27 protein-coding genes and 1 tRNA gene are annotated in these 23,334 nt (G+C 67.5%); 9 read left to right on the top strand and 19 right to left on the bottom strand.

Annotated elements, in window-relative coordinates; genetic code table 11:
• Window positions 1-101 precede the first annotated feature (101 nt).
• The 3 genes from H7I41_RS18245 to H7I41_RS18235 form a co-directional block, all read right to left on the bottom strand.
• Window positions 102-524 (bottom strand): heme-binding protein, encoded by a 423-nt coding sequence (locus tag H7I41_RS18245; protein ID WP_264014008.1) that lies wholly within the window; start codon window positions 522-524, stop codon window positions 102-104.
• Window positions 521-841, bottom strand: coding sequence for a hypothetical protein (locus H7I41_RS18240; RefSeq protein ID WP_264014007.1), 321 nt, complete (start codon window positions 839-841; stop codon window positions 521-523). Before H7I41_RS18240 ends, H7I41_RS18245 begins: the two co-directional genes overlap by 4 nt.
• Window positions 842-1,143: 302 nt before the next feature.
• Window positions 1,144-1,779, bottom strand: coding sequence for a TetR/AcrR family transcriptional regulator (locus H7I41_RS18235; protein ID WP_264014006.1), 636 nt, complete (start codon window positions 1,777-1,779; stop codon window positions 1,144-1,146).
• 94 nt (window positions 1,780-1,873) lie between these two features.
• On the opposite strand from H7I41_RS18235, the gene H7I41_RS18230 reads away from it, so the two are divergent.
• Window positions 1,874-3,046, top strand: a complete 1,173-nt coding sequence (locus H7I41_RS18230; protein ID WP_264014005.1) for an aromatic ring-hydroxylating oxygenase subunit alpha — start codon at window positions 1,874-1,876, stop codon at window positions 3,044-3,046.
• 22 nt (window positions 3,047-3,068) lie between these two features.
• On the opposite strand, the gene H7I41_RS18225 is transcribed toward H7I41_RS18230, so the two are convergent.
• Window positions 3,069-3,473, bottom strand: a complete 405-nt coding sequence (locus H7I41_RS18225; RefSeq protein WP_264014004.1) for an HNH endonuclease — start codon at window positions 3,471-3,473, stop codon at window positions 3,069-3,071.
• A 52-nt stretch (window positions 3,474-3,525) separates the two neighbouring features.
• Window positions 3,526-3,597 (bottom strand) — tRNA-Thr (locus H7I41_RS18220).
• 46 nt (window positions 3,598-3,643) lie between these two features.
• Here H7I41_RS18220 and H7I41_RS18215 point away from each other — a divergent pair.
• Window positions 3,644-3,967: a hypothetical protein gene (locus tag H7I41_RS18215; protein ID WP_264014003.1), complete on the top strand. Its 324-nt coding sequence runs from the start codon at window positions 3,644-3,646 to the stop codon at window positions 3,965-3,967.
• 3 nt (window positions 3,968-3,970) lie between these two features.
• On the opposite strand, the gene H7I41_RS18210 is transcribed toward H7I41_RS18215, so the two are convergent.
• The gene (locus H7I41_RS18210) at window positions 3,971-4,711 is read right to left on the bottom strand and encodes an MlaD family protein (protein ID WP_264014002.1); all 741 of its coding nucleotides are present in this window, start codon (window positions 4,709-4,711) and stop codon (window positions 3,971-3,973) included.
• A gap of 88 nt (window positions 4,712-4,799) precedes the next feature.
• Here H7I41_RS18210 and H7I41_RS18205 point away from each other — a divergent pair, with 88 nt between their 5' ends.
• Window positions 4,800-5,525 carry a response regulator transcription factor gene (locus tag H7I41_RS18205; RefSeq protein ID WP_264014001.1) on the top strand — a complete coding sequence of 242 codons (726 nt, stop codon included), beginning with the start codon at window positions 4,800-4,802 and terminating at the stop codon, window positions 5,523-5,525.
• 16 nt (window positions 5,526-5,541) lie between these two features.
• Entirely contained in the window at window positions 5,542-6,987 is a 1,446-nt protein-coding gene (locus H7I41_RS18200; protein ID WP_372503767.1) for a sensor histidine kinase, read from the top strand.
• Window positions 6,988-6,991: 4 nt separating this feature from the next.
• On the opposite strand, the gene H7I41_RS18195 is transcribed toward H7I41_RS18200, so the two are convergent.
• The 10 genes from H7I41_RS18195 to H7I41_RS18150 form a co-directional block, all read right to left on the bottom strand.
• On the bottom strand, window positions 6,992-7,396 hold the full coding sequence (locus H7I41_RS18195) for an HIT family protein (RefSeq protein WP_264014000.1): 405 nt from the start codon (window positions 7,394-7,396) through the stop codon (window positions 6,992-6,994).
• A gap of 92 nt (window positions 7,397-7,488) precedes the next feature.
• Window positions 7,489-8,352 carry an SDR family NAD(P)-dependent oxidoreductase gene (locus H7I41_RS18190; protein WP_264014117.1) on the bottom strand — a complete coding sequence of 288 codons (864 nt, stop codon included), beginning with the start codon at window positions 8,350-8,352 and terminating at the stop codon, window positions 7,489-7,491.
• On the bottom strand, window positions 8,348-8,785 hold the full coding sequence (locus tag H7I41_RS18185) for a nuclear transport factor 2 family protein (RefSeq protein ID WP_372503766.1): 438 nt from the start codon (window positions 8,783-8,785) through the stop codon (window positions 8,348-8,350). Before H7I41_RS18185 ends, H7I41_RS18190 begins: the two co-directional genes overlap by 5 nt.
• A 2-nt stretch (window positions 8,786-8,787) precedes the next feature.
• Window positions 8,788-9,915 carry an NDMA-dependent alcohol dehydrogenase gene (locus H7I41_RS18180; protein ID WP_264013999.1) on the bottom strand — a complete coding sequence of 376 codons (1,128 nt, stop codon included), beginning with the start codon at window positions 9,913-9,915 and terminating at the stop codon, window positions 8,788-8,790.
• A gap of 93 nt (window positions 9,916-10,008) precedes the next feature.
• Complete coding sequence (locus H7I41_RS18175) at window positions 10,009-10,548, bottom strand: nuclear transport factor 2-like protein (RefSeq protein WP_264013998.1); 540 nt, start codon at window positions 10,546-10,548, stop codon at window positions 10,009-10,011.
• A gap of 2 nt (window positions 10,549-10,550) precedes the next feature.
• Window positions 10,551-10,757 carry a ferredoxin gene (locus tag H7I41_RS18170; protein ID WP_264013997.1) on the bottom strand — a complete coding sequence of 69 codons (207 nt, stop codon included), beginning with the start codon at window positions 10,755-10,757 and terminating at the stop codon, window positions 10,551-10,553.
• 6 nt (window positions 10,758-10,763) lie between these two features.
• The gene (gene cyp51, locus H7I41_RS18165) at window positions 10,764-12,155 is read right to left on the bottom strand and encodes a lanosterol 14-alpha demethylase (protein ID WP_264013996.1); all 1,392 of its coding nucleotides are present in this window, start codon (window positions 12,153-12,155) and stop codon (window positions 10,764-10,766) included.
• Entirely contained in the window at window positions 12,152-13,015 is an 864-nt protein-coding gene (locus H7I41_RS18160; protein ID WP_264013995.1) for an SDR family oxidoreductase, read from the bottom strand. The genes cyp51 and H7I41_RS18160 overlap by 4 nt, the downstream gene beginning before the upstream one ends.
• A 27-nt stretch (window positions 13,016-13,042) precedes the next feature.
• Window positions 13,043-14,251, bottom strand: coding sequence for a cytochrome P450 (locus tag H7I41_RS18155; RefSeq protein WP_264013994.1), 1,209 nt, complete (start codon window positions 14,249-14,251; stop codon window positions 13,043-13,045).
• On the bottom strand, window positions 14,248-14,859 hold the full coding sequence (locus H7I41_RS18150) for a TetR family transcriptional regulator (RefSeq protein WP_302912522.1): 612 nt from the start codon (window positions 14,857-14,859) through the stop codon (window positions 14,248-14,250). The genes H7I41_RS18155 and H7I41_RS18150 overlap by 4 nt, the downstream gene beginning before the upstream one ends.
• A 185-nt stretch (window positions 14,860-15,044) precedes the next feature.
• On the opposite strand from H7I41_RS18150, the gene H7I41_RS18145 reads away from it, so the two are divergent.
• Genes H7I41_RS18145 through H7I41_RS18125 form a run of 5 tightly spaced genes read left to right on the top strand, consistent with a single transcriptional unit; the run spans window position 15,045 to window position 19,804 of the window.
• Window positions 15,045-16,514 (top strand): aldehyde dehydrogenase, encoded by a 1,470-nt coding sequence (locus H7I41_RS18145; RefSeq protein WP_264013993.1) that lies wholly within the window; start codon window positions 15,045-15,047, stop codon window positions 16,512-16,514.
• A 15-nt stretch (window positions 16,515-16,529) separates the two neighbouring features.
• Window positions 16,530-17,291, top strand: a complete 762-nt coding sequence (locus tag H7I41_RS18140) for an SDR family oxidoreductase (RefSeq protein ID WP_264013992.1) — start codon at window positions 16,530-16,532, stop codon at window positions 17,289-17,291.
• The gene (locus tag H7I41_RS18135) at window positions 17,291-18,151 is read left to right on the top strand and encodes an NAD(P)-dependent oxidoreductase (RefSeq protein WP_264013991.1); all 861 of its coding nucleotides are present in this window, start codon (window positions 17,291-17,293) and stop codon (window positions 18,149-18,151) included. Before H7I41_RS18140 ends, H7I41_RS18135 begins: the two co-directional genes overlap by 1 nt.
• A 2-nt stretch (window positions 18,152-18,153) precedes the next feature.
• Window positions 18,154-18,588: a carboxymuconolactone decarboxylase family protein gene (locus H7I41_RS18130; protein WP_264013990.1), complete on the top strand. Its 435-nt coding sequence runs from the start codon at window positions 18,154-18,156 to the stop codon at window positions 18,586-18,588.
• A complete protein-coding gene (locus H7I41_RS18125; protein WP_264013989.1) occupies window positions 18,578-19,804 on the top strand; it encodes a hypothetical protein in 1,227 nt (408 codons plus the stop codon). Before H7I41_RS18130 ends, H7I41_RS18125 begins: the two co-directional genes overlap by 11 nt.
• Here the strand turns inward: H7I41_RS18125 and H7I41_RS18120 are convergent, their stop codons facing one another.
• The 3 genes from H7I41_RS18120 to H7I41_RS18110 form a co-directional block, all read right to left on the bottom strand.
• Window positions 19,805-21,238, bottom strand: coding sequence for an HNH endonuclease signature motif containing protein (locus H7I41_RS18120; protein WP_264013988.1), 1,434 nt, complete (start codon window positions 21,236-21,238; stop codon window positions 19,805-19,807). It lies immediately after the preceding gene.
• Window positions 21,239-21,398: 160 nt separating this feature from the next.
• Window positions 21,399-21,995 (bottom strand): TetR/AcrR family transcriptional regulator, encoded by a 597-nt coding sequence (locus H7I41_RS18115; protein WP_264013987.1) that lies wholly within the window; start codon window positions 21,993-21,995, stop codon window positions 21,399-21,401.
• Window positions 21,996-22,022: 27 nt separating this feature from the next.
• Complete coding sequence (locus tag H7I41_RS18110) at window positions 22,023-23,249, bottom strand: cytochrome P450 (protein ID WP_264014112.1); 1,227 nt, start codon at window positions 23,247-23,249, stop codon at window positions 22,023-22,025.
• Window positions 23,250-23,334: the final 85 nt, after the last annotated feature.

Raw genomic sequence — 23,334 nt, 5'->3', positions numbered from 1 at the left:
AACCTCGTTCAGGTCACCTAGATCCTAGCGGCTGCGGTGGCTCCAGCCTGCGAGTTTGCCGCGCTGATGTGATGGGTCGCGCCCTCGCCACGTTTCGATGGTCAGGGTGTGACAGGCGCCCCGCAGCGCTGACGGAAATCGACCGAAGGTTGCCGGATGCGCTGGAGTTCCTGCCGGACTGCGGGATTGGCGTCGAGATACACCTGGACCTTCTCGCCGATCTCGTTCTTCGGTTGGCCCTTGAGGCTGGTGAAGAAGTCGTTGACGGGCGGGTTGAGGGTGAGGTAGTTCGACGTCTCGAACGTGACGCCGGACATGACCCGGGCCAGCTCGGCGGCGGTGCACGGAGGAGGGATCGGGGCCGGCGGAAGAGGCTGTGCGCCAGCGGATCCAGTGGCGATCGCGAAGGCGCAAGCCAGAGCGCCGAAACCGGCCACTCCCATCGCTGTGCGGCGTCCTGGGCGGGTTGCAGGCAACATCGTGTCTCCTTGATCGATGGGTTGGCCGGTCGTGTCGGGGCTCATCGTCCTCTTCCGCCGCCACCCCCGCCGCCGGGGCGATTCGGGCGGTCGGGACGATCCGGACGATCGATCCCAGGATCCCAAGCGATGTCGAGATCCCAGCCGCTGTTGCAGTACCAGTCGTTCTCACACGGGTAGGGGACCACCGGGGTGGCTGCTCGGGGCACGCCGTTGGCGCCGCGCACGTCACCCTGCGCGCAGATCGTCGTCCCGCCCGAGTATGTGCAGTCCGCCTCCGCCGGCGGCGCGGTGACGATGACCGCCATGGGGACCGCCGCGGCGGCCACCCCCCACGTCAGGTAGCGCCGCTGTGATCGCATGACAGCTCCAGTTCGTCGGATGCGCGGGCGCAGGCGCCCTTACAGCGGGAGCATAGGACGTTGAGTCGAATGCGGGTGGTGATCCGCCAATCGAGCCGAAACTGAAGCCGAGGTGCTCGTTGATCATTCGAAGAGCGACTGAGCGTCGGCAAAGACGTTCGTAGTGCTAGCGTTTCGTCGCAGACGAAGCGATTTCCAGTTGGTGAAGAGAAGTCGTGTTCTGGATATCCGAGAATCGGCGCTGCGATTGTTCCTGCCGTACAACCAACGATGCTGATTCGCCCGAGTCACTCGTTCTGCGTTCAATTCGGGGCATTGCCCGACGGTGTCGCGGTAGCCGCACGTGAGCGCTCCTGAACGGCGGGAGCTATCCACCGGTGGAGGTACGACCGCAGCTCGTCGCCGTGGCGGGTCGGGCCTCCGGGGTCGAGGATGAATGACTGCAGGGTCCGCAGCATGAACTCGACGAGTTCGTCGAGGCGGTCACCGCTGAAGCCGGCGGCCACCCAGTCGACGTTGAAGCGTTGCAGAATCGAGCGACCGAAGGAGATCGCGACCTCCGAGGTTACCCCCGCGGCGAAGGCGCTCGCCTTCCCCGGTTGCATCACCAGACCGAGATAACGGTCGTACGGAAGTGTTTCCAGCGTGTACGCGATTCCCTCGACGACGGCGGCGGTGGGGTCGGTGATCGACTGCAGGTCGCCGGCCAGTCGGTCCAGGAAGCCGCCGACCGCCGAGATCGCGGTTGCCGTCAGCAGCGCGTCGAGAGTCGGGAAGTAGCGGTACACCGTCTGCCGCGTGACACCGAGCGCGGTCGCAACCTCCGACACGTTCACCGTGCCCTGCTCGTCGATCCGGGCGCGCGCCGCGTCGAGGATGCGATTCACCGCCGCCTCGTCGTCGACGGGGATGTCTCCCGCCCAGCCGTGTCTGCGCACCAAGGCATGGTGTCATCCCCGCGTCGAACTGTGACCATACAGATAGGAGCATGTGTATGTTCAGGTGGCGACCATGGAACGAAGGGGTGAGGCCATGACGAGGACCGTCAGAAATCCGGCAGGCAACCAGGACGTAGAACTCACGCGGCGCGCGCTCGGGCATGCGCTCGGCAAGACGACCGACATGGCGGACCGCGAGTTGCGCGTACCGCTGCACTACTACCGCGATGCCAAGATCACCGAGATCGAGGAATCGCAGATCCTGCGACGGGTGCCGTTGGCGATCCTGCCCTCGGCGCAGATTCCCGACGCCAACGACTACGTGGTCCGGTCGGTGCTGGGTGATTCGCTGTTGGTGACGCGCGACCGCGACGGCAAGGGCCATGTCTTCCTCAATTACTGCCGCCATCGTGGGGCGATGCCCGCCTGCGGCACCGGCAGCGCATCACGGTTCACGTGCCCGTATCACGCGTGGACGTACCGCAACACCGGTGAACTGATCACCGTTCCGGGCAGCGCCGGATTCGATTCGATGACCAAGGCCGATTACGGATTGGTCGAATTACCCAACGAGGAGCGGCACGGCTTCATCTGGGCAGTCTTGACCGCCGATGCGTCCATCGACGTCGCCGCACATCTCGGGCCGCTCGGCCCGGAACTCGCGTCGATGAACTACGCGTCGTACGGCTACCACACTGAGCGGGAATTCGAGTCGAACGTCTCGTGGAAGGGCGCGCTGGAGGCGTTCGCAGAGGCCTATCACTTCCCATTCGTGCACGGGCAGAGCGTGATCGGCCAGAACACGCTGGCCAATACGTCGCTCTACGATGAATACGGCAAGCATCACCGGATGGGATTCCCCTTCAATTGGATCGCCGCCCTGGATGCCGACCCGAGCGGATCGTGGGAGCCACACCTCAACATGGGGATCATCTACTGGGTGTATCCGAATCTCATCCTGGCCAACAGCCCGGTCGGCGTCGAGATCATCGACATCCTTCCGGCGGGCGCTCCGACCAGGTGCACCGTGCGGCACAGTTGGATGGGTCGCGTGCCGGCTGTCGACGATGCGATGCGCGCCGCCTACGACGAGGTGTACGAGAACGTCCACGCTGCCGTGCGGGACGAGGACTTCGCGATGCTGCCCCAGTGCGGGGAGGGCGTGCGGCACGGCCAGCACGACCACATGATCATCGGGCGCAACGAGATCGGCGTCCAACACATGATCAAGGTGTTCGCCCAGGAACTCGGCGTCGCGCTGCAGTGAAGCGGCGGCGGCGCCGCCCTGCCTAGTACGACTGGCCGTCGGCGTACCTCTGCCTGCGGTAGTGGCGCCCCTTGCCGCGGTTGCGGTTCTTGAAGGTCGGGAGCTGCGAGTCGCAGTTCGGGCAGATGAGCCGAAGGTTCTCCCGTCGGTTGTTGGTCGGGTCGCCGTCGATGTGGTCCAGCACGAAGGCCAGCGGCAGACCGAGCCACACGCTGGCGCCACCGCAGATCGCACAGCAACCCGACTGGGCGGCGGCGATGTACGTCCGGATGTAGTGGCCGCGGCTGGTGCCTGGCCAAGCCTCGCCGGATTCGAGCCAACGTCGCGTACCGGTGTCACGCCGGACCGTCGCCTGACAGGCATTGCTGCAGTAGATCTTCTGGCTGCGCTTCGAGAGCGGTGAACCACAGCCGCGGCACTGTCTCACGTGTCGGACGCTACGACGGGCCACCGACAGACCAACGGTCGCCGGATCGCGGAGCCTCCTATCGGGATTGAACCGATGACATTCCGCTTACAAGGCGAACGCTCTACCACTGAGCTAAGGAGGCGACGGCCAGAGTTTACCGGGTTGCGCTCGCGGGGAACCCGCTGCCCGTGACTGTCAAGGACGATCTGCTGGCCGACTTCCCGCATGTGTACCCCGCGCTACCGCGGGACAGGGTCGAGCGGCTGCTGACGCTGCTCGACCAGAGCGCGGGGACGGAGGGCACTCTCGCGACGTCCATCGCCACCTCGCTCGAGCCGCTCGCACCCGAGGTGGCCGGTCGCATCAAGTCCTACAAGAGCTCCGACGACGTCGACGACTACGTCCGCATCCTGCGCGGCGCGATCGTGTTGCTGCTCCAGAGGTGGGATGGTCAGCCGCCGGACGCCGACGCGGTCAGCGCCGCGGTGCGAGACCTCGAAGCCGAGGACTGACCCCTACTCGTCGGCCTCGACGATGCGCTGCGAGCGCACCACGGTGGGCGTCGGCGAGGGCCGGTTGCGCGGCCGGCGGCCCGGGAACGGGATGCGGTCGGCGATGTTGCTCAGCGGGTTGACGACCTGGCTGAGCGTGATCACCGCGTCGCGCAGGGCCTCGATGGTCGGTTCGAGTGCCTCCAGTCCGGGCGCCAATCGGTTCAGGGTGTCCGCGACGGCGGCCAACTGCTCGAGCGGGCCGTTGCGGGCGGTCAGCCTCTCCACCAGCCCACCCTCGGCCAGCAGCCGGTCGGCCAATCCGTCCTCGGCCAGCAGCCGATCGACGATGCCGTCCTCGTCGAGCAGCTGATCGACCAGCCCGCCGGGCTCGATGGCCCGCATCAGGCCGCCTTCCTCCTTGGTCAGCCGGTCCAGCACGCCGCCGGGCATGGTCAGCTTGTCCACCACGCCGCCGGGCTGCAGCAGCCGGTCGATCGGCCCGCCCGGCGTCAGGGCCCGCCCGAGCGGCTGGTCGTCGTCCATCAGCCGGGCCAGGCGGTTGGCACGCTGCACGGCCTCGTCGATGCCCAGTAGGTGCGCCATCGAATTGGGGGCCGTCCTCGTCTGCGTGCCTGCTTCGCCAAGGGTGCGCTGCGCCAGTCCCACCGCGCCGGTGGCGGCGCCCAACGATACCTCCGCGACGGCGAGTCCCACCCGTGCCGGTGCGGTCGCGAGGTCGACCAGGTTCTTGGCCAGGTTCATCTGACCAGTGTATGAACAGCGCAAGCGTCGATTCACAGGAAGTCCACAGCCGACCCGCAGGATGACGATAGGCGGAGGGAGGACTCTGATGACCATGGCGATGCCTGCAATGACCGAGCCCGTTCCGGAAGCGCGGGTCCTCGTCGTCGACGACGAGGCCAACATCGTGGAACTGCTCTCGGTGAGTCTGAAGTTCCAGGGCTTCGAGGTGCACACCGCGTCCAACGGCGCGGCGGCGCTGGATAAGGCCCGCGAGGTCCATCCCGACGCCGTGATCCTCGACGTGATGATGCCCGGAATGGACGGCTTCGGCCTGCTGCGCCGGCTGCGGGCCGACGGCATCGACGCGCCCGCGCTGTTCCTCACCGCGCGCGATTCACTGCAGGACAAGATCGCGGGCCTGACGCTCGGCGGCGACGACTACGTCACCAAGCCGTTCAGCCTCGAAGAGGTGGTGGCGCGGCTGCGGGTGATCCTGCGCCGCATCGGACACGGCGTCGAGGAGCCGCGCAGCGCGCGCCTGACCTTCGCCGACATCGAGCTCGACGAGGACACCCACGAGGTGTGGAAGGCCGGCGAACCGGTGTCGCTGTCGCCGACCGAGTTCACTTTGCTCCGGTACTTCATCATCAACGCGGGCACGGTGCTGTCGAAGCCGAAGATCCTCGACCACGTCTGGCGGTACGACTTCGGCGGCGACGTCAACGTCGTCGAGTCCTATGTCTCCTACCTCCGGCGCAAGATCGACACCGGCGACAAGCGGTTGCTGCACACGCTGCGCGGCGTGGGTTACGTCCTGCGCGAACCGCGATGAGCCGGCGGCGCCGATAGTGCGCCAGGGCGTGCCGCTGCGGGTGGGGCTGGTGGCCGCCACCCTGGTACTGGTGGCCTGCGGCCTGCTGGCCTCGGGCATCGCCGTCACCACGATCATGCGGCACAGCCTGGAGAACCGGGTGGACCAGACGCTGCTCGAGGCGTCGCGCGGATGGGCGCAGGCGCCCGCCCGGTCGTCGTCGATGCCCGCGGAGGGGCCGAACCCGGCCCGGCCGCCGTCGAACTTCTACGTCCGTGGCGTCGACCCGGACGGCCGGATGTGGATGGCGGTCAACGACCGTGACGCCGAACCGGTGCTGCCCGACGACAACGACGTGGGCCCCGAACCGGTCACCGTCCACTCGGTCAACCACTCGAACGTGACCTGGCGCGCGATGACGGTGCGCGGGCCCGACGGCACCGTCACCACGGTGGCCGTCGATCTGTCCGACGTGCAGTCGACGGTCCGAGCGCTGGTCTGGTCGCAGGCCGGGATCGGCGCCGCGGTGCTCCTGGTGCTCGGAGTACTGGGCTATGCCGTGGTGCACCGCAGCCTGCGGCCACTGACCGAAGTGGAGGAGACGGCGGCCGCCATCGCCGCGGGCCAGCTCGACCGCCGGGTCCCGCAGCGCGACCCGCGCACCGAGGTGGGCCGACTGTCGCTGGCGCTCAACGGCATGCTCGCCCAGATCCAGCGCGCGGTGGCGTCGTCGGAGTCGTCGGCCGAGGACGCCCGCACCTCCGAGGAGCGGATGCGCCGCTTCATCACCGATGCCAGCCACGAACTGCGCACCCCGTTGACGACGATCCGCGGGTTCGCCGAGCTGTACCGCCAGGGCGCGGCCCGCGATGTGGAGATGCTGATGAGCCGCATCGAGAGCGAGTCGCGACGGATGGGCCTGCTCGTCGAGGATCTGCTGTTGCTGGCGCGTCTCGATGCGCAGCGCCCGCTCGAGCAGCGCCGGGTCGATCTGCTGGCGATGGCCACCGACGCGGTGCACGACGCGCGGTCGATCGCGCCGAAGCGCTCGATCACCCTGGACGTGTTCGACGGTCCGGGCACGCCCGAGGTGCTCGGGGACGAGGCCCGGCTGCGTCAGGTGCTCGGCAATCTCGTCGCCAACGCGCTGCAGCACACCCCGGAGACCGCCGGTATCGCGCTGCGGGTCGGCACCGACGGCGACGATGCGGTGCTCGAGGTGTGCGACGAGGGTCCCGGTATGAGTCCGGAGGACGCGCAGCGGGTGTTCGAGAGGTTCTACCGGACAGATTCGTCGCGGGCCCGGGCCAGCGGCGGCACCGGCCTTGGGCTGTCGATCGTGGACTCGCTGGTGTTCGCGCACGGCGGGACGGTCACCGTCTCCACCGCGCCCGGCGAAGGCTGCCGGTTCCGTGTGCAGCTGCCGCGGATCTCGGAGACGCCGGTGGCGGCGAGTTCGGCGGACAACTCCTCGCGGGTGTGACGCCTCAGGTCAGTTCGGCGAGCGCCGCCTTGATCTTGCGCTGAGCGTCGTCGAGCGACTCCGGCGAGGGATTGTTGTCGACGTTCGCGAAGCCGAAGTCCGCGAGATCCCGGGCCGGGAAGACGTGCACGTGCAGGTGTGGCACCTCGAGGCCGGCGATGATCAGCCCGGCGCGCTCGGCGGGGAACGCCTTGATGACGGCCTTGCCGATCAGCTGCGCCACCTCCATCACGCGACCGAAGACCGCGGGTTCGATGCCCTGCCACTGATCGATCTCGGCGCGGGGGACCACGAGCGTGTGGCCCGGCGTCATCGGCTGAATCGTGAGGAAGGCGACGATGTCGTCGTCCTCGTAGACGAATCGGCCCGGCAGTTCTCCGTTGATGATCTTGGTGAAGACGGTCGCCATGGGGACGAGCATGCCAGATCGCCAACGCCGCCGAGGCTACGGTTGTTGACGCAAAACGCGAGTAGAACCGTCAACAACCGTACTGTCGGCGGTCAACGTGCGGAGATCAGCGCGTCCAACTCGTCGAGGGTCCACGGCGGCGAATCATGGTGGTCCCGGTAGCCGATGAAACCGGGTGAGGGCCGGGCGAATTCGCCGATGAACCCGCCTGCGGCTATGAAGATCCGGCCGGTGATGTCGCGGGCCCGGTCGCTGACCAGGTAGGCGTAGGCCGGGGCGACGTACTCCGGCGGCGCGGCGTCGAGCGCGCCCTGCATGCTGACGTCGTCGAGCAGGCCACGGCGGTTCAGGTCGGCGATGTGCGCCTCGTACTCCGGACCGGTCGAGAGCCTGGTCTTCGCCCCCGGGCAGACCACGTTCGCCCGGACGCCCTTCCCCCTGAGTTCCGCGGCGATCGCCAGCGTGAGCCCGTTGACCGCGCCTTTCCCGGCCGGATAGCCGCTGCCGCCGTAGTCGCCGAGGAATGCGAACGAACTCGTGTTGACGATCGCGCCGCCGCCCTGGGCGACCATCCGCGGCGCGGCGGCCCGGCACGTCTCGAACACCGTGCCGAGATGTGCGTCGAGCAGCTCGCGGAACTCCCCGCTGGTCACCGTGAGAATGGACGACCCGGGCGGCTCGGCGGTGCCTGCGCAGTTCACCAGGATGTCGATGCGGCCGAACTCCTGCACGCACGCCTCGACGAGTGCGTCGGCCACCTCGGGGTCCGCGGGTGACCCGGCGACACCGTGCGCACCCGGGATGCCCTGCGCCGCAGTGGTAACCGCGTCGCGATCTCGGCCGTTGAGCACCACTCCCGCGCCGTGCGCGGCGAGCAGCGAGGCCACCGCGAGGCCCACACCCCGCGAGCCGCCGACGACGACCGCGCCACGCCCGTCGAGCGGGCCGGCGCTAATCGCCCTCGCCCTCCTGGCTGAACTCCATCGAGTCCTCCAAGTTCCAGTAGCCGCGCAGGTTCGTGATCAGGCCGTCGTCGTTCACCCGGTAGGTGAAGACGCCCCGCACCGTGGCGACGAAGCCGTTGGGGAAGCGGGTGCGCAGCACCAGGATGTAGGCGATCTCCGTCGGGGAACTCGACGCGAACGTCGCCTCCCGGGTGACGGTCAGCTGGTTGGGACCGATGTTGGCGTCGAAGAACTCCGACACCGCCTGCTTGCCCCGCACCCCGTTGCCGTCCGGGTTGGTGACCGCCTGGCCGATCGGGTCCTCGAGCACCACGTCGTCGGCCATCAGGGCCAGCCAGCCGTCCTTGTCGCCGGCCTGCACGCAGCGCCACGACGACTCCGACGCGGTCACCACCGGCGTCTGCTGGGCGGTGTCGGTGCCCACGGTCAGCGGTCCGCGTCGGTGTAGCGGATGATGCCGCGGATGTTGCGGCCCTCGAGCATGTCCTTGTACCCGTCGTTGATCTGTTCGAGTTGGTACTGGCGGGTGATCATGTCGTCGAGGTTGAGCTTGCCCGCCTTGTACATCGACAGCAGCTGCGGGATGTCGTAGTGCGGGTTGCCGCCACCGAAGATGGTGCCCTGCAGGTTCTTCTGCATCAGCGTCAGCATCGCCAGGTTCAGCGTGACGTTGGTGTCGAGCAGGCTGCCGATCGCGGTCAGCACGCAGGTGCCGCCCTTGGAGGTGAGGTTGACGTAGCTGTCGACGTCGGCGCCCTTCAGCTCGCCGACCGTGACGATCACCTTCTTGGCCATCAGGCCCCAGGTGACTTCGGCGATGCCGGCGAATGCGGACTCGAGGTCCGGATAGGTGTGTGTGGCGCCGAACTTCAGCGCCGCGTCGCGCTTCCATTCCACCGGCTCGATCACGAAGATGTTGCGCGCGCCTGCGTTGACGGCGCCCTGCAGCGCCGACATGCCGACACCGCCGACGCCGATCACGGCGACGTCGTCACCCGGGCGGATGTCCGCGGTGCGGGTCGCCGAGCCGTAGCCGGTGGTGACGCCGCAGCCGACCAGGCAGGCCACCTCGAACGGGATGGACGGATCGATCTTCACGACCGAGCTCTTGTGCACCACCATGTACGGGCTGAACGTGCCGAGCAGCGTCATCGGGATGACGGGCTGGCCCTTGGCGTGGATGCGATGGGTGTTGTCGGACACCGCGAGGCCGCCGAGCAGCCCGGCGCCGAGGTCGCAGAGGTTGCGGAGCCCGGCCTGACACGACGGACACCTGCCACACGACGGGATGAACGACAGCACCACGTGATCGCCGGGCGCGATGTCCTCGACTCCCGGACCGACCTCGGTGACGATGCCCGCGCCTTCGTGGCCGCCGAGCACCGGGAAACCGGCCATCGGGATGTCACCGGTGACCAGATGGTGGTCGGAATGGCACATGCCCGACGCTTCCATCTGGATCTTGACCTCGTCCTTGACGGGGTCTCCGATCTCGATCTCCTCGATCGACCACGGCTGGTTGAACTCCCAGATGAGAGCGCCTTTTGTCTTCATCAAAAGCTGCCTTCCAATAGAGCCGGTGAGCACAGACTAGAGGCATTAGTTAGGTGCGTCACACCCGCCCCCAAGCAACTGCTTGGCCGGGAGTCACCAGATCGGGACCGGCGCGTTGCCGAGGGGGTAGTAGCCAGGCAGTTTCTCGCCGGCCAGGCTGCGTTCGATGCGCTTCTGCATGGTCGCGGTGAGGTCGCCGGACTCGATGAGCTTCATGAACATCTTCTGCACATGGCCGAAGTCGAAGAAGTCGCGCTGCCACTCGATCTTCAGATCGTCATTCAGCCGGAACCAGCTGCCCCCGATGCCGTAGATCTCGTCCTGGGTGCCGTCACCCTTGTTGACGATCTGCTTCCAGAAGCCGACGATCTCGTTCTGCTTCTCGTCGATGAGCACCTTCTGGTATTCGTAGTACCAGTTCTCCAGGCCCTCCATCTCCAGACCGAGTGCGGTGTCGCGGATCTCGTCCTTACCGACGCACATCACGTCCTCTTTCGGCCCGATGTTCCAGCCGTAGGTCGCGTCGTCGGTGTAGAACTCGGCCAACGGTTTCCAGTCGCCGGCCTTCTCGGCGTCCTTGTTGGCCTGCAGCCAGCGCTCGACCCAGTTCTCGAGCTGTTCGCGTGACGCCATTGTCAGTCCTTCTCTTCGATGGATATTGCTCGGGTAGGGCACATGTCGACAGCCAGCTCCACGGCATCGCGGAGCTCGTCGGGTGGTTCGGGGTCCAGGATCTTGACGACGCCGCGTTTGGGCACCGTGAACACGTCGGGAGCCTCCAGTTCGCACATCGCGTGGCCCTGGCACAGGTCCTCGTCGAGCACGACTCGATAGCAACCCATGGCGGATCAGGCCTTCCCGATTCCCCGGTCGCTTCGCTCCTGCCCGCCGGCGGCGCGCTTGCGGTAGCGCACCTTTGCCGGCTGGGCCAGCTGCACGACCATCTTCGAGTGGTCGTTGTGGTAGCTCTCCGCGGGCTGGGCCATTTCGAACTCGCACTCGCGCAACAACACCGAGAAGATCGCCTTGATCTGCATCTGCGCGAACGCCGCACCGACGCAGCGGTGCTTGCCGGCGCCGAAGGGAATCCATGTCCATCGGTTGGCGACGTCGGCCTGCTCGGGCTTGTTGTAGCGATCGGGGTTGAACGCGTCGGGGTCGGGGAAGTCCTCGGCGATCCGGTTGGAGATCGCCGGTGACGCCGCGACGAAGTCACCCTTGTGGATCGGGAAGCCCTTCACCTCGAACTCGTCCTGCGCGACCCGCATCAGGATGATCAGCGGCGGATGCAGGCGCAGTGTCTCCTTGACCACGTTGTCCAGCTTCGGGATCTGGCGCAGCGCGTGGAAACTCACCTCCTGGCCGTCGGCGTAGAGGTCGTCGAGCTCTGCCCGCACCTCGGCGTAGGTATCGGCGTGGCGGATCAGTTCGATCAGCGTCCACGCCGATGTGCCCGAGCTGGTGTGGTGGCCCGCGAACATCAGCGAGATGAACATCCCCGTCACCTCGTTGGCGGTGAAGCGCGGGTTGCCGTCGTCGTCCTTGATCGACACCAGCACGTCGAGCAGGTCGCGATCGGCCTTGTCCGCGGGCGGGTTCGCGATGCGTCCGTCCATGATCTCCTGGACCAGCGCAACGAGTTTCACCCGCGACTCGTCGCGGATGCGGAAGCTGTCGATGTCGAGGTAGGGGTCGACGTAGCACAGCGGGTCGGTGCCGCGTTCGAGCTGGTGGTAGTAGTGGGCGAACCGGCTGTCGAGCTGCTCGCGGAACTTCAACCCGATCAGGCAGGCCGTCGAGGTGTAGATGGTGAGCTCGGAGAAGAAGTCGAGTAGTTCGATCTCGCCTTCGTCGCCCCATCCGGCGATCATCTTCTTGACTTCGTTCTCGATGGTGGCGGCGTGGCCCTTCATCTGCTCACCGCGAAGTGCGGTGTTGTGCAGCATCTCCGCGCGCCGTTCGGGGTCGGCGTCGAACACCACGCCCTCGCCGAAGATCGGTGTCATGAACGGGTAGGCCTCGGCCTGGTTGAGCTCGCTGTCGCTGGAGCGGAAGAAGAACTCGTTGGCCTCGGATCCGGACAGCATGACGACCTGCTTGTCGGCGAGCTGGAACCAGCCGACATCCCCACATTCCTGCCGCACCCTCGACATCAGCCCGATCGGATCGGTGCGGAACTCCTCGAGGTGGCCGTGCTCCTCTTCGCCGCCCGAGACGCGGGGAACGATCGCAGTGGTCATGCCGGGTCCATTCCCATGTCGCTTCGCTCCTGCCCGCCGGCCAGATTCTCCTCGTTGAGCTTCAGCTGTTGACGGTCTGCGGGCGCGTCGGCCAGCGGTGCTTCGGGCTGGAGCTCCATGTTGGCGATGTATCCGCCGCGCGGTGTCTCGGCCACGAAGGTGATGGCGCGCGCGAGATCCGACGCGCGCAGGAAGTAGTCGTGGCGGGCCTGGCCCCACTTGGCCCAGTCCTCGAGCGCGGGCCCGATCTTGTCGGCGGGCAGGCTCCAGCCCATCGACGTCTTGGTCGGCCCGGGGTGGACGATCGAGGCGCGTACGCCGGTGCCCTCGAGTTCCATCTGGTAGTTGTTCACCATGGCCACCAGCGCGGCCTTGGCGGCGCCGTAGGCGCCCATGTGCGGCCGCTGCCGAAGTGCCACATCGGATCCCACGAAGATGAGGTCTCCGCGCTGGCGATCGAGCATGCCGGGCAGTACCGCGGCGGCCAGCCGGTTCGCGCCGACCAGGTGGATCTGCAGCTGCGACTCGAACTCGTCGGTGCTGATCTCGGCCAGCTTGCCGAAGTAGGTGTCACCGGCACCGGCGACCAGCACCTCGATGTCGCCCAGTGCGTCGATCGACTGCGTCACGAACGACTTCACCGAATTGGGGTCGGTGACGTCGAGGTGGAAGCCGACCGCTTCGCCGCCGTCGGCGTTGATCTTTCCGACCAGGTCCTCGAGCTTCTCCACCCGGCGAGCGCCGAGCGCGACGGGGAATCCGCGGGCGGCCAACTCGATGGCGGTGGCCTCACCGATGCCGGAGGAGGCGCCGGCCACGATGGCGGGTCGGCGTTCGGGAAGTGGAGCAAAACGTGGCATGGAACGTGAGCCTCTCGGGCGGGCTTGTCAGCGGGACTGGAGGGTCATGGGCAGGTGGGCGAATCCGCGGACATTGCTCGAGTGGACGCGGACGGCGTTGGCCTCGTCGACCTCGTATCCGCGGATTCGTTTGAAGAGCTCGGCCAGCGCGACGCGCGCTTCCATGCGAGCCAGGTGGGCGCCGAGGCAGAAATGCGCGCCGGAGCCGAAACTCATCAGCTTCGAACCGATCTCGCGGCCGATGACGAAGTCGTCGGGGTTCTCGAAGACCCGCTCGTCGCGGTGCGCGGATCCGGGCAGCAGCAGCAGCACGTCGCCGTCGGGGATGGTGGTGTCGTACAGCGTCAGGTCACCGGCGACGGTGCGGGCCAGGATCTGGCTGGAGGTGTCGTAGCGCAGCGTCTCCTCGACCCACAGCGGGATCCGGGACTCGTCCTGGTAGACCGGCTGGAGCTGGTCGGGGTTCTTGTGCCCCCAGAACGCGGCGTTGGCAAGGAGTTTGGTGGTGGTCTCGTTGCCCGCGATCACCATCAGGAACATGAAGCCGAGGATCTCGTCGTCGGTGAGCCGGTCACCGTCGATCTCGGCCTCCAGCAGCGCCGTCGTCAGGTCGTCGGTGGGGTTCTTCCGGCGCTGGGCGACCATCTCCTGGTAGTAGACGATCAGGTTGATCGAGGCCTCGATCGCCTCCGGCGGCACGTCGGTCACGCCGTCGTCGCGGTGCATCACTCCGTCGGCCCACGCCCTGACCTGGTCGCGGTCGGGTTGCGGCACCCCCATCAGCTCGGAGATGACGTCCATCGGCAGCTTGCCCGCGAATTCGTTGACGTAGTCGACGGTCGCGTTGCCGTCGGCCTTCTCCATCATCGCGTCGAGGTGCTGCACCGCGATCTCGGTGACCCGCGGTTCCAGCTCGCGGATGCGGCGCGGGGTGAAGCCCTTGGAGACCAGGGTGCGCAATCGCAGATGCGCCGGGTCGTCCATCGCGAGGAAGGACATGGTCTTGGCGGCGTGCGGTCCGCGCGACGCCGGGTCCAGTGACACGCCGAACTTGTTCGACAGCGTGGTGCTGTTGCGGAAGCCCTGCAGCACGTCGGTGTGGCGCGACAGCGCCCAGAATCCGAGGGCCTCGTTGCGGTACAGCGGCGCCTCGTCGCGCAGGCGCTGGTAGTACGGGTACGGATCCTCGTGGAAGTCGTAGTCGTACGGGTCCAGTACGACGTCAGAAACGGTCACTTGTCTTCTCCGAGGATGAGGCCGACGACGTAGGACAGCCGGTCGGCGATCTGGTGGTAGGTGAAGGCGCCGCTGCCCGCGTTGACCAGCGCGCCGAAGAACGTCATCTCCAGGGCCGCGACCGCACGCGGGTCGGCGTCCGGGCCGACCGCGGAACGGATGCGGCGGTGGATCTCGGCGCCGATGCGGTCGCGCACCTGACGGACGGTCGGGTCGGTGCCGGTCAGCAGTGCGGTGGTGCACGCCGCGGCCACCTCGGGCTCGTCGGCCACCGTCAGCGCCATCGCCCGCAGCGCCTGCGCGACGCGGGCCTGCATGGGCTCGTTCACATCGGTGAAGAACGGCACCTTCTTGATCAGGTCGAGGTAGACCTCGGCGATCAGGTGGTTCTTCGAAGAGAAGTAGGTGTAGGCGGTGGCGGGCGCCACCTTGGCCCGCGCCGCCACGGCACGGACGGTCAGATCCGCATACGACGACTCGCGCAGCATCTCGACCCCGGCGGTGAGCACCTTGCGAAAGGTCTCCTCCTGCCGGCGGTTGCGCGGCGCCTTGACCACGTCGGCCGGCGAGCTGCCGTCTGTGATCGCGACCACTGCATCACTGGACACATGTCCAAGTTATCCGACGTCCGCACCGCGAGGCAAGCCGGAGCCGCAAATTGGCCGTGCGCATGTGCTTTTCGGAGGTGACGGCGGAGCCGCAGGTGGCCCGGCCTTGCGGGGCGGTTGGGCCGAAGGCTATGGTTCGACAGAACAGCGCCGGACAGTTGTCCAGTGACGAGACGGGAGTGCGGATGACGCTGCTGGGCGATCGAGAGAGTCGGCTGCTGGTCGACGGCAAGTTGGTGACCGGCAGCGGCGGCACGTTCGCCACGGTGAACCCCGCCACCGAGGAGACGCTCGGTGTCGCGGCGGACGCGACGGCCGAGGACATGGGTGCGGCCATCGAGGCCGCCCGCCGGGCGTTCGACGACACCGGCTGGTCGACCGACGTCGAGCTGCGCGTCCGGTGCATCCGGCAGCTGCAGCAGGCGATGCGCGACCACGTCGAGGAACTGCGGGACCTCACCATCGCCGAGGTGGGCGCGCCGCGGATGCTGACCGCGGCGGCGCAGCTGGAGGGTCCGGTGGAGGACCTCAGCTTCTGCGCCGACACCGCGCAGGGCTACGAGTGGACGTCCGATCTGGGTGTCGCGTCGCCGATGGGCATCAAGACCCACCGCACGATCGCCAGGGAGGCGATCGGCGTCGTCGGCGCCATCACGCCGTGGAACTTCCCGCACCAGATCAACCTCGCCAAGGTCGGCCCGGCCCTGGCGGCGGGGAACACGCTGGTGCTCAAGCCCGCGCCCGACACACCATGGGCGGCGGCGGTGCTCGGCGAGCTGATCACCGAGCACACCGATTTCCCTCCGGGCGTGGTCAACATCATCACCTCGAGCGACCACGCGGTGGGCGCGCTGCTTTCGAAGGATCCGCGCGTCGACATGGTGTCGTTCACCGGGTCGACCAACACCGGGCGGGCCGTGATGTCCGACGGCGCGGCCACGCTGAAGAAGGTCTTCCTCGAGCTGGGCGGCAAGTCGGCGTTCCTGGTGCTCGACGACGCCGACCTGGCGGGCGCGTGCTCGATGGCGGCGTTCACCGCGTCGATGCACGCCGGCCAGGGCTGCGCGATCACCACGCGGCTGGTGGTTCCCCGCGCCCGGTACGACGAGGCCGTCGAGGCGGCCGCCGCGACCATGGGCGGACTGAAGCCGGGCGATCCGAACAAGCCGGGCACCATCTGCGGGCCGGTGATCTCGGCGCGCCAGCGCGACCGGATCCAGGGCTACCTGGACTCGGCGATCGCCGAGGGCGGCCGATTCGCCTGCGGCGGTGGCAGTCCCGCCGACCGTGACACCGGCTTCTTCATCGAGCCGACGGTGATCGCAGGCCTCGGCAACAGTGCGAAGGTGGCGCGCGAGGAGATCTTCGGGCCGGTGCTGACGGTGATCGCCCACGACGGCGACGACGACGCCGTCCGCATCGCCAACGACTCGCCCTACGGCCTGTCCGGCACCGTCTTCTCGGCGGACGAGGACCGCGCCGCGGGCATCGGCGCCCGGCTGCGCGTCGGAACCGTCAACATCAACGGCGGAGTCTGGTACTCGGCGGACATGCCGTTCGGTGGTTACAAGCAGTCCGGCATCGGCCGGGAAATGGGCCTCGCCGGCTTCGAGGAATACCTCGAGATCAAGGCGATCGCCAAGGCAGCGAAGTAGAAAGCGGAGGCCGGAATGGGACTCTACGGAGATCAGTTCAAGGAGAAGGTGGCGATCGTCACCGGTGCCGGCGGCGGCATCGGCCAGGCGTACGCCGAGGCGCTGGCACGTGAGGGCGCGGCGGTCGTCGTCGCCGACATCAACACCGAGGGCGCTGCGAAGGTGGCCGACGGCATCAAGGGCGAGGGCGGCAACGCGCTCGCGGTGCGTGTCGACGTCTCCGACCCGGACTCCGCGAAAGAAATGGCGGCGCAGACACTGTCGGAGTTCGGCGGCATCGACTACCTGGTGAACAACGCGGCCATCTTCGGTGGGATGAAGCTGGACTTCCTGATCACCGTCGACTGGGACTACTACAAGAAGTTCATGAGCGTGAACATGGACGGCGCGCTGGTGTGCACCCGGGCGGTGTACCGCAAGATGGCCAAGCGCGGCGGCGGTGCGATCGTCAACCAGTCGTCGACCGCGGCGTGGCTGTACTCGAACTTCTACGGCCTGGCCAAAGTCGGCATCAACGGCCTCACCCAGCAGCTGGCCACCGAACTGGGCGGCCAGAACATCCGCGTCAACGCGATCGCGCCGGGACCCATCGACACCGAGGCCAACCGCACCACCACTCCGCAGGAGATGGTCGCCGACATCGTCAAGGGAATCCCGTTGTCCCGCATGGGCGAAGTGGACGACCTGACCGGGATGTGCCTGTTCCTGCTGTCGGATCAGGCCAAGTGGGTCACGGGCCAGATCTTCAATGTCGACGGCGGACAGATCATCCGCTGATGAGTGATCCCAAGTACGGCTACATCGGCCTGGGCAACATGGGCGCGCCGATGGCCGCCCGGCTGGTCGAGTGGCCCGGCGGGCTGACCGTGTTCGACGTGCGCACCGACGCCATGACCCCGCTGGTCGAGGCCGGCGCATCGGTGGCCGACAGCGTGGCCGACGTGGCGAGCGCCGACATCATCAGTGTCACCGTGCTCAACGACGCGCAGGTGCGCGAGGTGGTCGCCGAGCTGGCCGAGCACGCGAAGCCGGGAACCGTCATCGCGATCCACTCGACGATCAGCCCCGAGACCGCCGTCGAACTGGCCGAGCAACTCCGGCCGCAGGACATCCACATCGTCGACGCGCCGGTCAGCGGTGGCGGGGCGGCCGCAGGCAAGGGCGAGCTCGCGGTGATGGTGGGCGCCGACCGCGAGGTGTACGAACGCATCAAGCCGGCGTTCAAGCAGTTCGCCTCGATGGTGATCCACGCCGGTGCGCCAGGCGCCGGGACGCGGATGAAGCTGGCGCGCAACATGTTGACCTTCACCTCGTACGCGGCGGCGTGCGAGGCGATGAGACTGGCCGAGCAGGCAGGCATCGACCTGCAGCAGCTCGGCCGGGTGGTGCGTCACACCGATGCGCTGACCAGTGGCGCCGGCGCGATCATGGTGCGCGACGACATGCGCCCCCTCGATCACGACCACTTCCTCTACGAGCCGTTTCTGCATGCCCGCGGCCTGGGGGAGAAGGATCTCAGCCTCGCTCTCGCGCTGGGGGAGGCGGTCTCGGTCGACCTTCCGCTGGCGCGGGTGGCACTGGACAATCTGGCCGACGGGCTCGGCGTCCCGCACGTCGAGTCCAGCACGGAGGGGTGAGCATGGACGAACTGCGCCGCAAGGGCCTCGACAAGATGAACGAGGTCTACGGCTGGGAGATGCCGGACATGCCCGGCGAGTACTTCGCGCTGACCGCCGACCACCTGTTCGGGACGATCTGGACCCGTCCGGGACTGTCGATGCGCGACAAGCGGATCATGACGCTGACTGTCGTGACGGCCCTTGGCATCTCGGATCTGGCGGAGATACAGGCCAACGCCGCGATCGCCAACGAGGAGCTCACCGAGGACGAGCTCAAGGAGATGGCGATCTTCCTCACCCACTATCTCGGCTTCCCGCTGGGATCGAAGCTCGACGGTGTGGTGACGAAGGTGGCCAAGCAGCGCAAGAAGTCCGCCGAGAAAGGCGAGGACAAGAAGGCCAACGTCAACGCCGCGCTGAACATGCACTCGGGAAGCAAGCTCGATGATGAGTAGGTACGCCGCGCTGTCGCGCGAAGAACTCGCCGTCCTGGTGCCCGAGCTGCTGTTGATCGGCCAGCTCATCGACCGGTCCGGAATGGCGCACTGCATCAGCGCATGGGGACGCGAGGAGATGTTGCAGATCGCCATCGAGGAGTGGGCGGCGTCGAGTCCGCTGTACACCAGGCGGATGCAGAAGGCGTTGGATTACGAGGGTGTCGACATCTTCACCCTCTTCAAGGGTCTGCAACTCGACATCGGTGCGCCGCCGCAGTTCATGGACTTCCGGTACGTCGTGCACGACCGGTGGCACGGCGAGTTCTACCTGAATCACTGCGGCGCACTGCTCGACGTCGAGCCGATGGGCGAGGACTACGTCCACGGGATGTGCCACGACATCGAGGACCCCACGTTCGACGCCACCGCGCTGGCCACCAACCGCAAGGCTCAGGTGCGGCCGATCCACCGGCCGCCGAGGGCATCCGCCGATCAGCATCCGCACTGCCGATGGACGGTGATCATCGACGAGTCCTACCCGGAGGTGCCGTTCATCCCCGCGATGGACATCGTCGCCGCCACCCACGCGCACCACACCGAGCTGGACCCGATCGACCGCGATGACGAGGGCCGGGCGGACTATTCGGGGCCGTTGCTGGCCGACGTCGACTTCGGCGCGTTCTCGCATTCCGCGCTCGTGCGGATCGCCGACGAGGTGTGCCTGCAGATGCACCTGCTCGTGTATTCGTTCAAGCTGGCGGTCGAGGCCCGGGCGAAGGACGATGCCGCGCTGGCGCGGTCGATCCGCACCAAACAGCTGATCGGCATCGCCGGGGTCGCGGCCGAACGAATCCACAAGGCGCTCAAGCTGTCCAGTGACGTCAAGGGCGCGCTGCGGGTGCTCGAGTTGCACCCGTTGCTCAATCCCGCCGCCTACGTGTGGGCTGACATCGACCCGGGATTCGTGCATGTGCGACCCTCGCCAGCCCACGAGGACGAGTCCTGGATCTCCCTGGTGTCGCCGGTCTCGGACAAGCCGCTGCAGGCGATCGCCACGGCGGTCGACCCGCATCTGCGCGCGGAGGTCTCCGGCACCGAGAGTGACTGGACGGTGCGCTTCGTCGAGACCGACACTCCCGCGAAGGAGCTGGGCGAGGTCGCTGTCACCAAGTTCAGTGGCGGGGCGACGTGGGAGTTCGAGGAGCGAAAGTCGCTGCCGCTCACCGTCGTGTAGCTAGGCCGCTGTGTTGCCGGGTGGTTCCGGTCTACCGGGTTCGTCCTCGGCAGCCGGCCGCGCGTCGTCCCCCTCGAGTGGTAGCCGCAGTTTCTCGGGGTGGTGGTAGTCGTTGGTGCGCTTCTGTCCGGTATCGAGTCCGGCCGGGGGTATCCATTCGACTTCGTGCCGGTCGTTGAGCAGGGTGGTCCAACCGCCGGGGCCGACCGCGCGATTGTCCGGCCCGCACGCCAGGCCGAGGTCGTCGACATTTGTGTCGCCGCCGGCGGTCCAATCCTTCGCTGCGTGGTGGACCTGGGCGCCGTAGGCGGGCACCGTGCAGCCGGGTTTGGTGCAGCCACCGTCGCGGGCGATCAGCGCAAAGCGTTGCGCCACCGAGGCAGTCCGCCGGGTTCTGAACAGGTCGAGTGTGGCTCCGGTGGCGTCGTCGAACACGGCGAGGTAGTTGGTGGCGTTGGCCTGCGCTGCCATCCGTAGGACGTCGGCAATCGGGAGTGCAGTGCCGCCACCGGTGACGCCGATGCCGGCCAGGGTGCGCAGCTCCTGCAGCGTGGCCCGCACGATGATCGCGGTCGGGAGGCCGTTGAGCTGGCCGAGTTCGCTCTTGTCGAGGGCAGTGCGACCGATGAACTCGAAGGCGTCGTGGCGGCGTTGCTCGATGCTGCGGGTGTCGCCGTCGATCTGCGCCTGCGTCGGTGTGCCGGACGTGCACGGGGCGACGTCTGCCGGGTTGCACATGCCGGGTGCTGCGTATCGCGCGAACAGGACCTCCCACACGGCCCAGGCTTCGGGGGTGAGGTTCGCCTTCATCTCGGTCATTGCGTCGTGCTGCTGCCTGCCCTTGGACAGCCCCCTGCGACGGGCGCGCTCCTCGTCGTCCGGGGCGGGCCCATCCTGGTCGAGCAGGAACAGCGTCCGTGCGGTCTGGTCCTGGAGTTCTTTGGGGCCCGACCCGACGGCGTGGCGCACCCAGTCGACTTCGATGCGTGCGCGGGTGGCGGTATCGACCCAGCCAGGCATGCGCTTCATCGCGTGACGGATCACCGTGACGTGCTCCGGGGTGATGAATCCGAGTCGCTGTGCGGTGGCGGTCGCGACGAGCATCGGTGGCAGCGGCGCTCCGGTGAGGGCACGCCGGGGCGCCAGTAGTGCCGCCTCGGTGAGCCGGCGGTTGGCCTCCTCGGTGGAGATGCGCCACCGGATCGCGATTACGTCACGCCATGACTTGGCACCGAGTTCCCGCGGTGTCGACTCGGCCTGCAGGCGGGCCAGCAGACGGTGGTTCTGGCTCGGGAGCTGGCAGCCGAGCGTCTGCACCTCGTCGAGGACCTCGAGAATTTCGGTGCGGGTGAGCGTTTCGACGTCACAGTCGGCCAGGGCGTCGTAAGCGGCACGCAGCGCCGTGAGCGCTTCACGGATCGGGCCGGACGTCATGGTTCGAAGGTATGTTCGAAGAGTAAGAGAATGGCGACGTGTTTCATGTGAGCTCTCGAAGACATTTCGAGACGTGCCGTGACTACTGAAACGCCTGGGGGGCAGACTATTTCGAGGGTATCGGCGGACGCCCGCGGCGCCGTCTGAGCAACGACGGAAGCTAGCGCGGCGCGACCGCGCCGCCCACCCAGCGGCGCAGATAGGCGCGCAGGTCCTCGCCCGTGCGGGGCGGCCGGCCGGGGTCGACGACGAACGACTGGATGATCCGCAGCAGGTGTTCGGCGAGTTCGTCGAGTTCGTGGTCGGTGTAGCCCAGGCCGGTCCAGTCGACGTCGAACCGGCGCAGCATCGCGTTCGCGAATTGCTGGGCGACGTCTGAGGTCACCGACTCGCTGTGGGCGTCGGCCCGGCCCGGCGTGACGAGCAGGCCGATGTGCTTGTCCTTGGGCAGCCACTCCAGTGCGGTGGCGATCGCCTCTGTGACCGCCTCGACCGGATCGGTGATGCCCTGCAGGTGCGTCGCGAGCCGCTCGAGGAAGTCGGCGGCCGCGTGCACCGCCGCCTCGACGAGCAGCGCATCGGTGCTGGGGAAGTACCGGTACACGGTCTGCCGCGTGACGCCAAGGGTGCGGGCCACGTCGGCGATGCTGATGTCGGCGCCGCGCTCGTCGATCGCCCTGCCCGCCGCGGCGAGGATGCGCGCGACGGCCTCCTCGTCGGACGCGGGCGCCGCGCCTGACCAGCCGTGGGTGCGCATGGGCCGATGGTACGTCAGCCGGTGCGCTCAGCCGCGATAGCTGACCTGTAGGTCTTTCACCCCGTTTATCCAGCCCGACCGCAGCCGCTGCGGCTCCGCCAGCTTCGCGATGTCCGGTATCTGGTCGGCGATCTCGTTGAAGATCAGCTTGATCTCCATGCGGGCCAGGTTCGCGCCGATGCAGAAGTGTGCGCCGTTGCCGCCGAAGCCGAGGTGCGGGTTCGGGTCGCGCAGGATGTCGAAGCGGAAGGGGTTGTCGAAGACGTCCTCGTCGTAGTTGGCCGAGCTGTAGAACAGGCCGGCGCGCTGCCCCTCGCGGATCGTCACGCCGCCGAGCTCGACGTCGGTGAGGGCGGTGCGCTGGAAGCAGTGCACCGGGGTGGCCCAGCGGACGATCTCGTCGACCGCGGTGTTCGGCCGTTCGCGCTTGAACAGCTCCCACTGGTCGGGGTGTTCGAAGAACGCATTCATGCCGTGTGTCATGGCGTTTCGGGTGGTTTCGTTGCCCGCCACCGCCAGCAGGATCACGAAGAACGCGAACTCGACGTCACCGAGCGACTCGCCGTCGATGTCGGCCTCGATCAGCCGGGTGACGATGTCGTCGGCCGGGCAGCGCCTGCGCTCCTCGGCCATCGTGTAGGCGTAACCCATCAACTCGGCGTTGGCGGTCGTCGGGTCCGAGTCGAAGTCCGGATCGTCGGTGTTCATGATCGAGTTCGTCCAACCGAAGAGCCGCTCGCGGTCGGCTTCCGGCACGCCGATCAGGTCGGCGATGGCCTGCAGCGGGAGCGGCATCGCGACGTCGTCGACAAAATTGCCGGAGTTTCGTTCTCTTGCGGCGCTGACGATCTCGCGGGCTGCCACCGCGAGCCGCTCCTCCAGCGCGGCGACCGACCGCGGCGTGAACAGCCGCGAGACGATCTTGCGCAGCCGGGTGTGCTCCGGGGCGTCGTGGTTGATCAGCAGCGCCTTGGTCAGGTCGAGCTGCTCGCTGGTGACCCCTTCGGGCAGCCGCATCACCGCGCCCTTGCGGTTGGTCGACCACAGGTCGCCGTTGCGCGAGATCGACTTGATGTCTTCGTGCCTGCTGATCACCCAGTAGCCGCCGTCGTCGAAGATCGACTCGGCCTGCTCGTTCCACCACACCGGCGCCGTACGGCGCAGTTCGGCGAATTCGGTGACCGGTATGCCCTTGAGCAGGACGTCGGGGTCGGTGAAGTCGTACCCCGGTCCGAACGGACAGCGGCTCTCCATGGTGGTCACGGCGAATACCTCCTTGTGTGACGCGGGCCACGTTCCCCACGACCATACACTCTGCTGTCAAGTGTATGCCCGGTCG

The organism is [Mycobacterium] manitobense, assembly GCF_025821665.1.
GTDB classification, from domain to species: domain Bacteria; phylum Actinomycetota; class Actinomycetes; order Mycobacteriales; family Mycobacteriaceae; genus Mycobacterium; species Mycobacterium arseniciresistens.
Note: the sequence above shows the minus strand (reverse complement) of the source record. Positions and strands in the feature narration are given on the sequence as shown.

Excerpts from the sequence above, each read along its gene's own strand:
- H7I41_RS18245 (WP_264014008.1), bottom strand. The coding sequence starts at position 524 with ATGAGCCCCGACACGACCGGCCAACCCATCGATCAAGGAGACACGATG.
- H7I41_RS18240 (WP_264014007.1), bottom strand. The coding sequence starts at position 841 with ATGCGATCACAGCGGCGCTACCTGACGTGGGGGGTGGCCGCCGCGGCG.
- H7I41_RS18230 (WP_264014005.1), top strand. The coding sequence starts at position 1,874 with ATGACGAGGACCGTCAGAAATCCGGCAGGCAACCAGGACGTAGAACTC.
- H7I41_RS18210 (WP_264014002.1), bottom strand. The coding sequence starts at position 4,711 with ATGAACCTGGCCAAGAACCTGGTCGACCTCGCGACCGCACCGGCACGG.
- H7I41_RS18205 (WP_264014001.1), top strand. The coding sequence starts at position 4,800 with ATGACCATGGCGATGCCTGCAATGACCGAGCCCGTTCCGGAAGCGCGG.
- H7I41_RS18195 (WP_264014000.1), bottom strand. The coding sequence starts at position 7,396 with ATGGCGACCGTCTTCACCAAGATCATCAACGGAGAACTGCCGGGCCGA.
- H7I41_RS18180 (WP_264013999.1), bottom strand. The coding sequence starts at position 9,915 with ATGAAGACAAAAGGCGCTCTCATCTGGGAGTTCAACCAGCCGTGGTCG.
- H7I41_RS18175 (WP_264013998.1), bottom strand. The coding sequence starts at position 10,548 with ATGGCGTCACGCGAACAGCTCGAGAACTGGGTCGAGCGCTGGCTGCAG.
- H7I41_RS18170 (WP_264013997.1), bottom strand. The coding sequence starts at position 10,757 with ATGGGTTGCTATCGAGTCGTGCTCGACGAGGACCTGTGCCAGGGCCAC.
- cyp51 (WP_264013996.1), bottom strand. The coding sequence starts at position 12,155 with ATGACCACTGCGATCGTTCCCCGCGTCTCGGGCGGCGAAGAGGAGCAC.
- H7I41_RS18160 (WP_264013995.1), bottom strand. The coding sequence starts at position 13,015 with ATGCCACGTTTTGCTCCACTTCCCGAACGCCGACCCGCCATCGTGGCC.
- H7I41_RS18145 (WP_264013993.1), top strand. The coding sequence starts at position 15,045 with ATGACGCTGCTGGGCGATCGAGAGAGTCGGCTGCTGGTCGACGGCAAG.
- H7I41_RS18140 (WP_264013992.1), top strand. The coding sequence starts at position 16,530 with ATGGGACTCTACGGAGATCAGTTCAAGGAGAAGGTGGCGATCGTCACC.
- H7I41_RS18135 (WP_264013991.1), top strand. The coding sequence starts at position 17,291 with ATGAGTGATCCCAAGTACGGCTACATCGGCCTGGGCAACATGGGCGCG.
- H7I41_RS18130 (WP_264013990.1), top strand. The coding sequence starts at position 18,154 with ATGGACGAACTGCGCCGCAAGGGCCTCGACAAGATGAACGAGGTCTAC.
- H7I41_RS18125 (WP_264013989.1), top strand. The coding sequence starts at position 18,578 with ATGATGAGTAGGTACGCCGCGCTGTCGCGCGAAGAACTCGCCGTCCTG.
- H7I41_RS18120 (WP_264013988.1), bottom strand. The coding sequence starts at position 21,238 with ATGACGTCCGGCCCGATCCGTGAAGCGCTCACGGCGCTGCGTGCCGCT.
- H7I41_RS18115 (WP_264013987.1), bottom strand. The coding sequence starts at position 21,995 with ATGCGCACCCACGGCTGGTCAGGCGCGGCGCCCGCGTCCGACGAGGAG.
- H7I41_RS18110 (WP_264014112.1), bottom strand. The coding sequence starts at position 23,249 with ATGGAGAGCCGCTGTCCGTTCGGACCGGGGTACGACTTCACCGACCCC.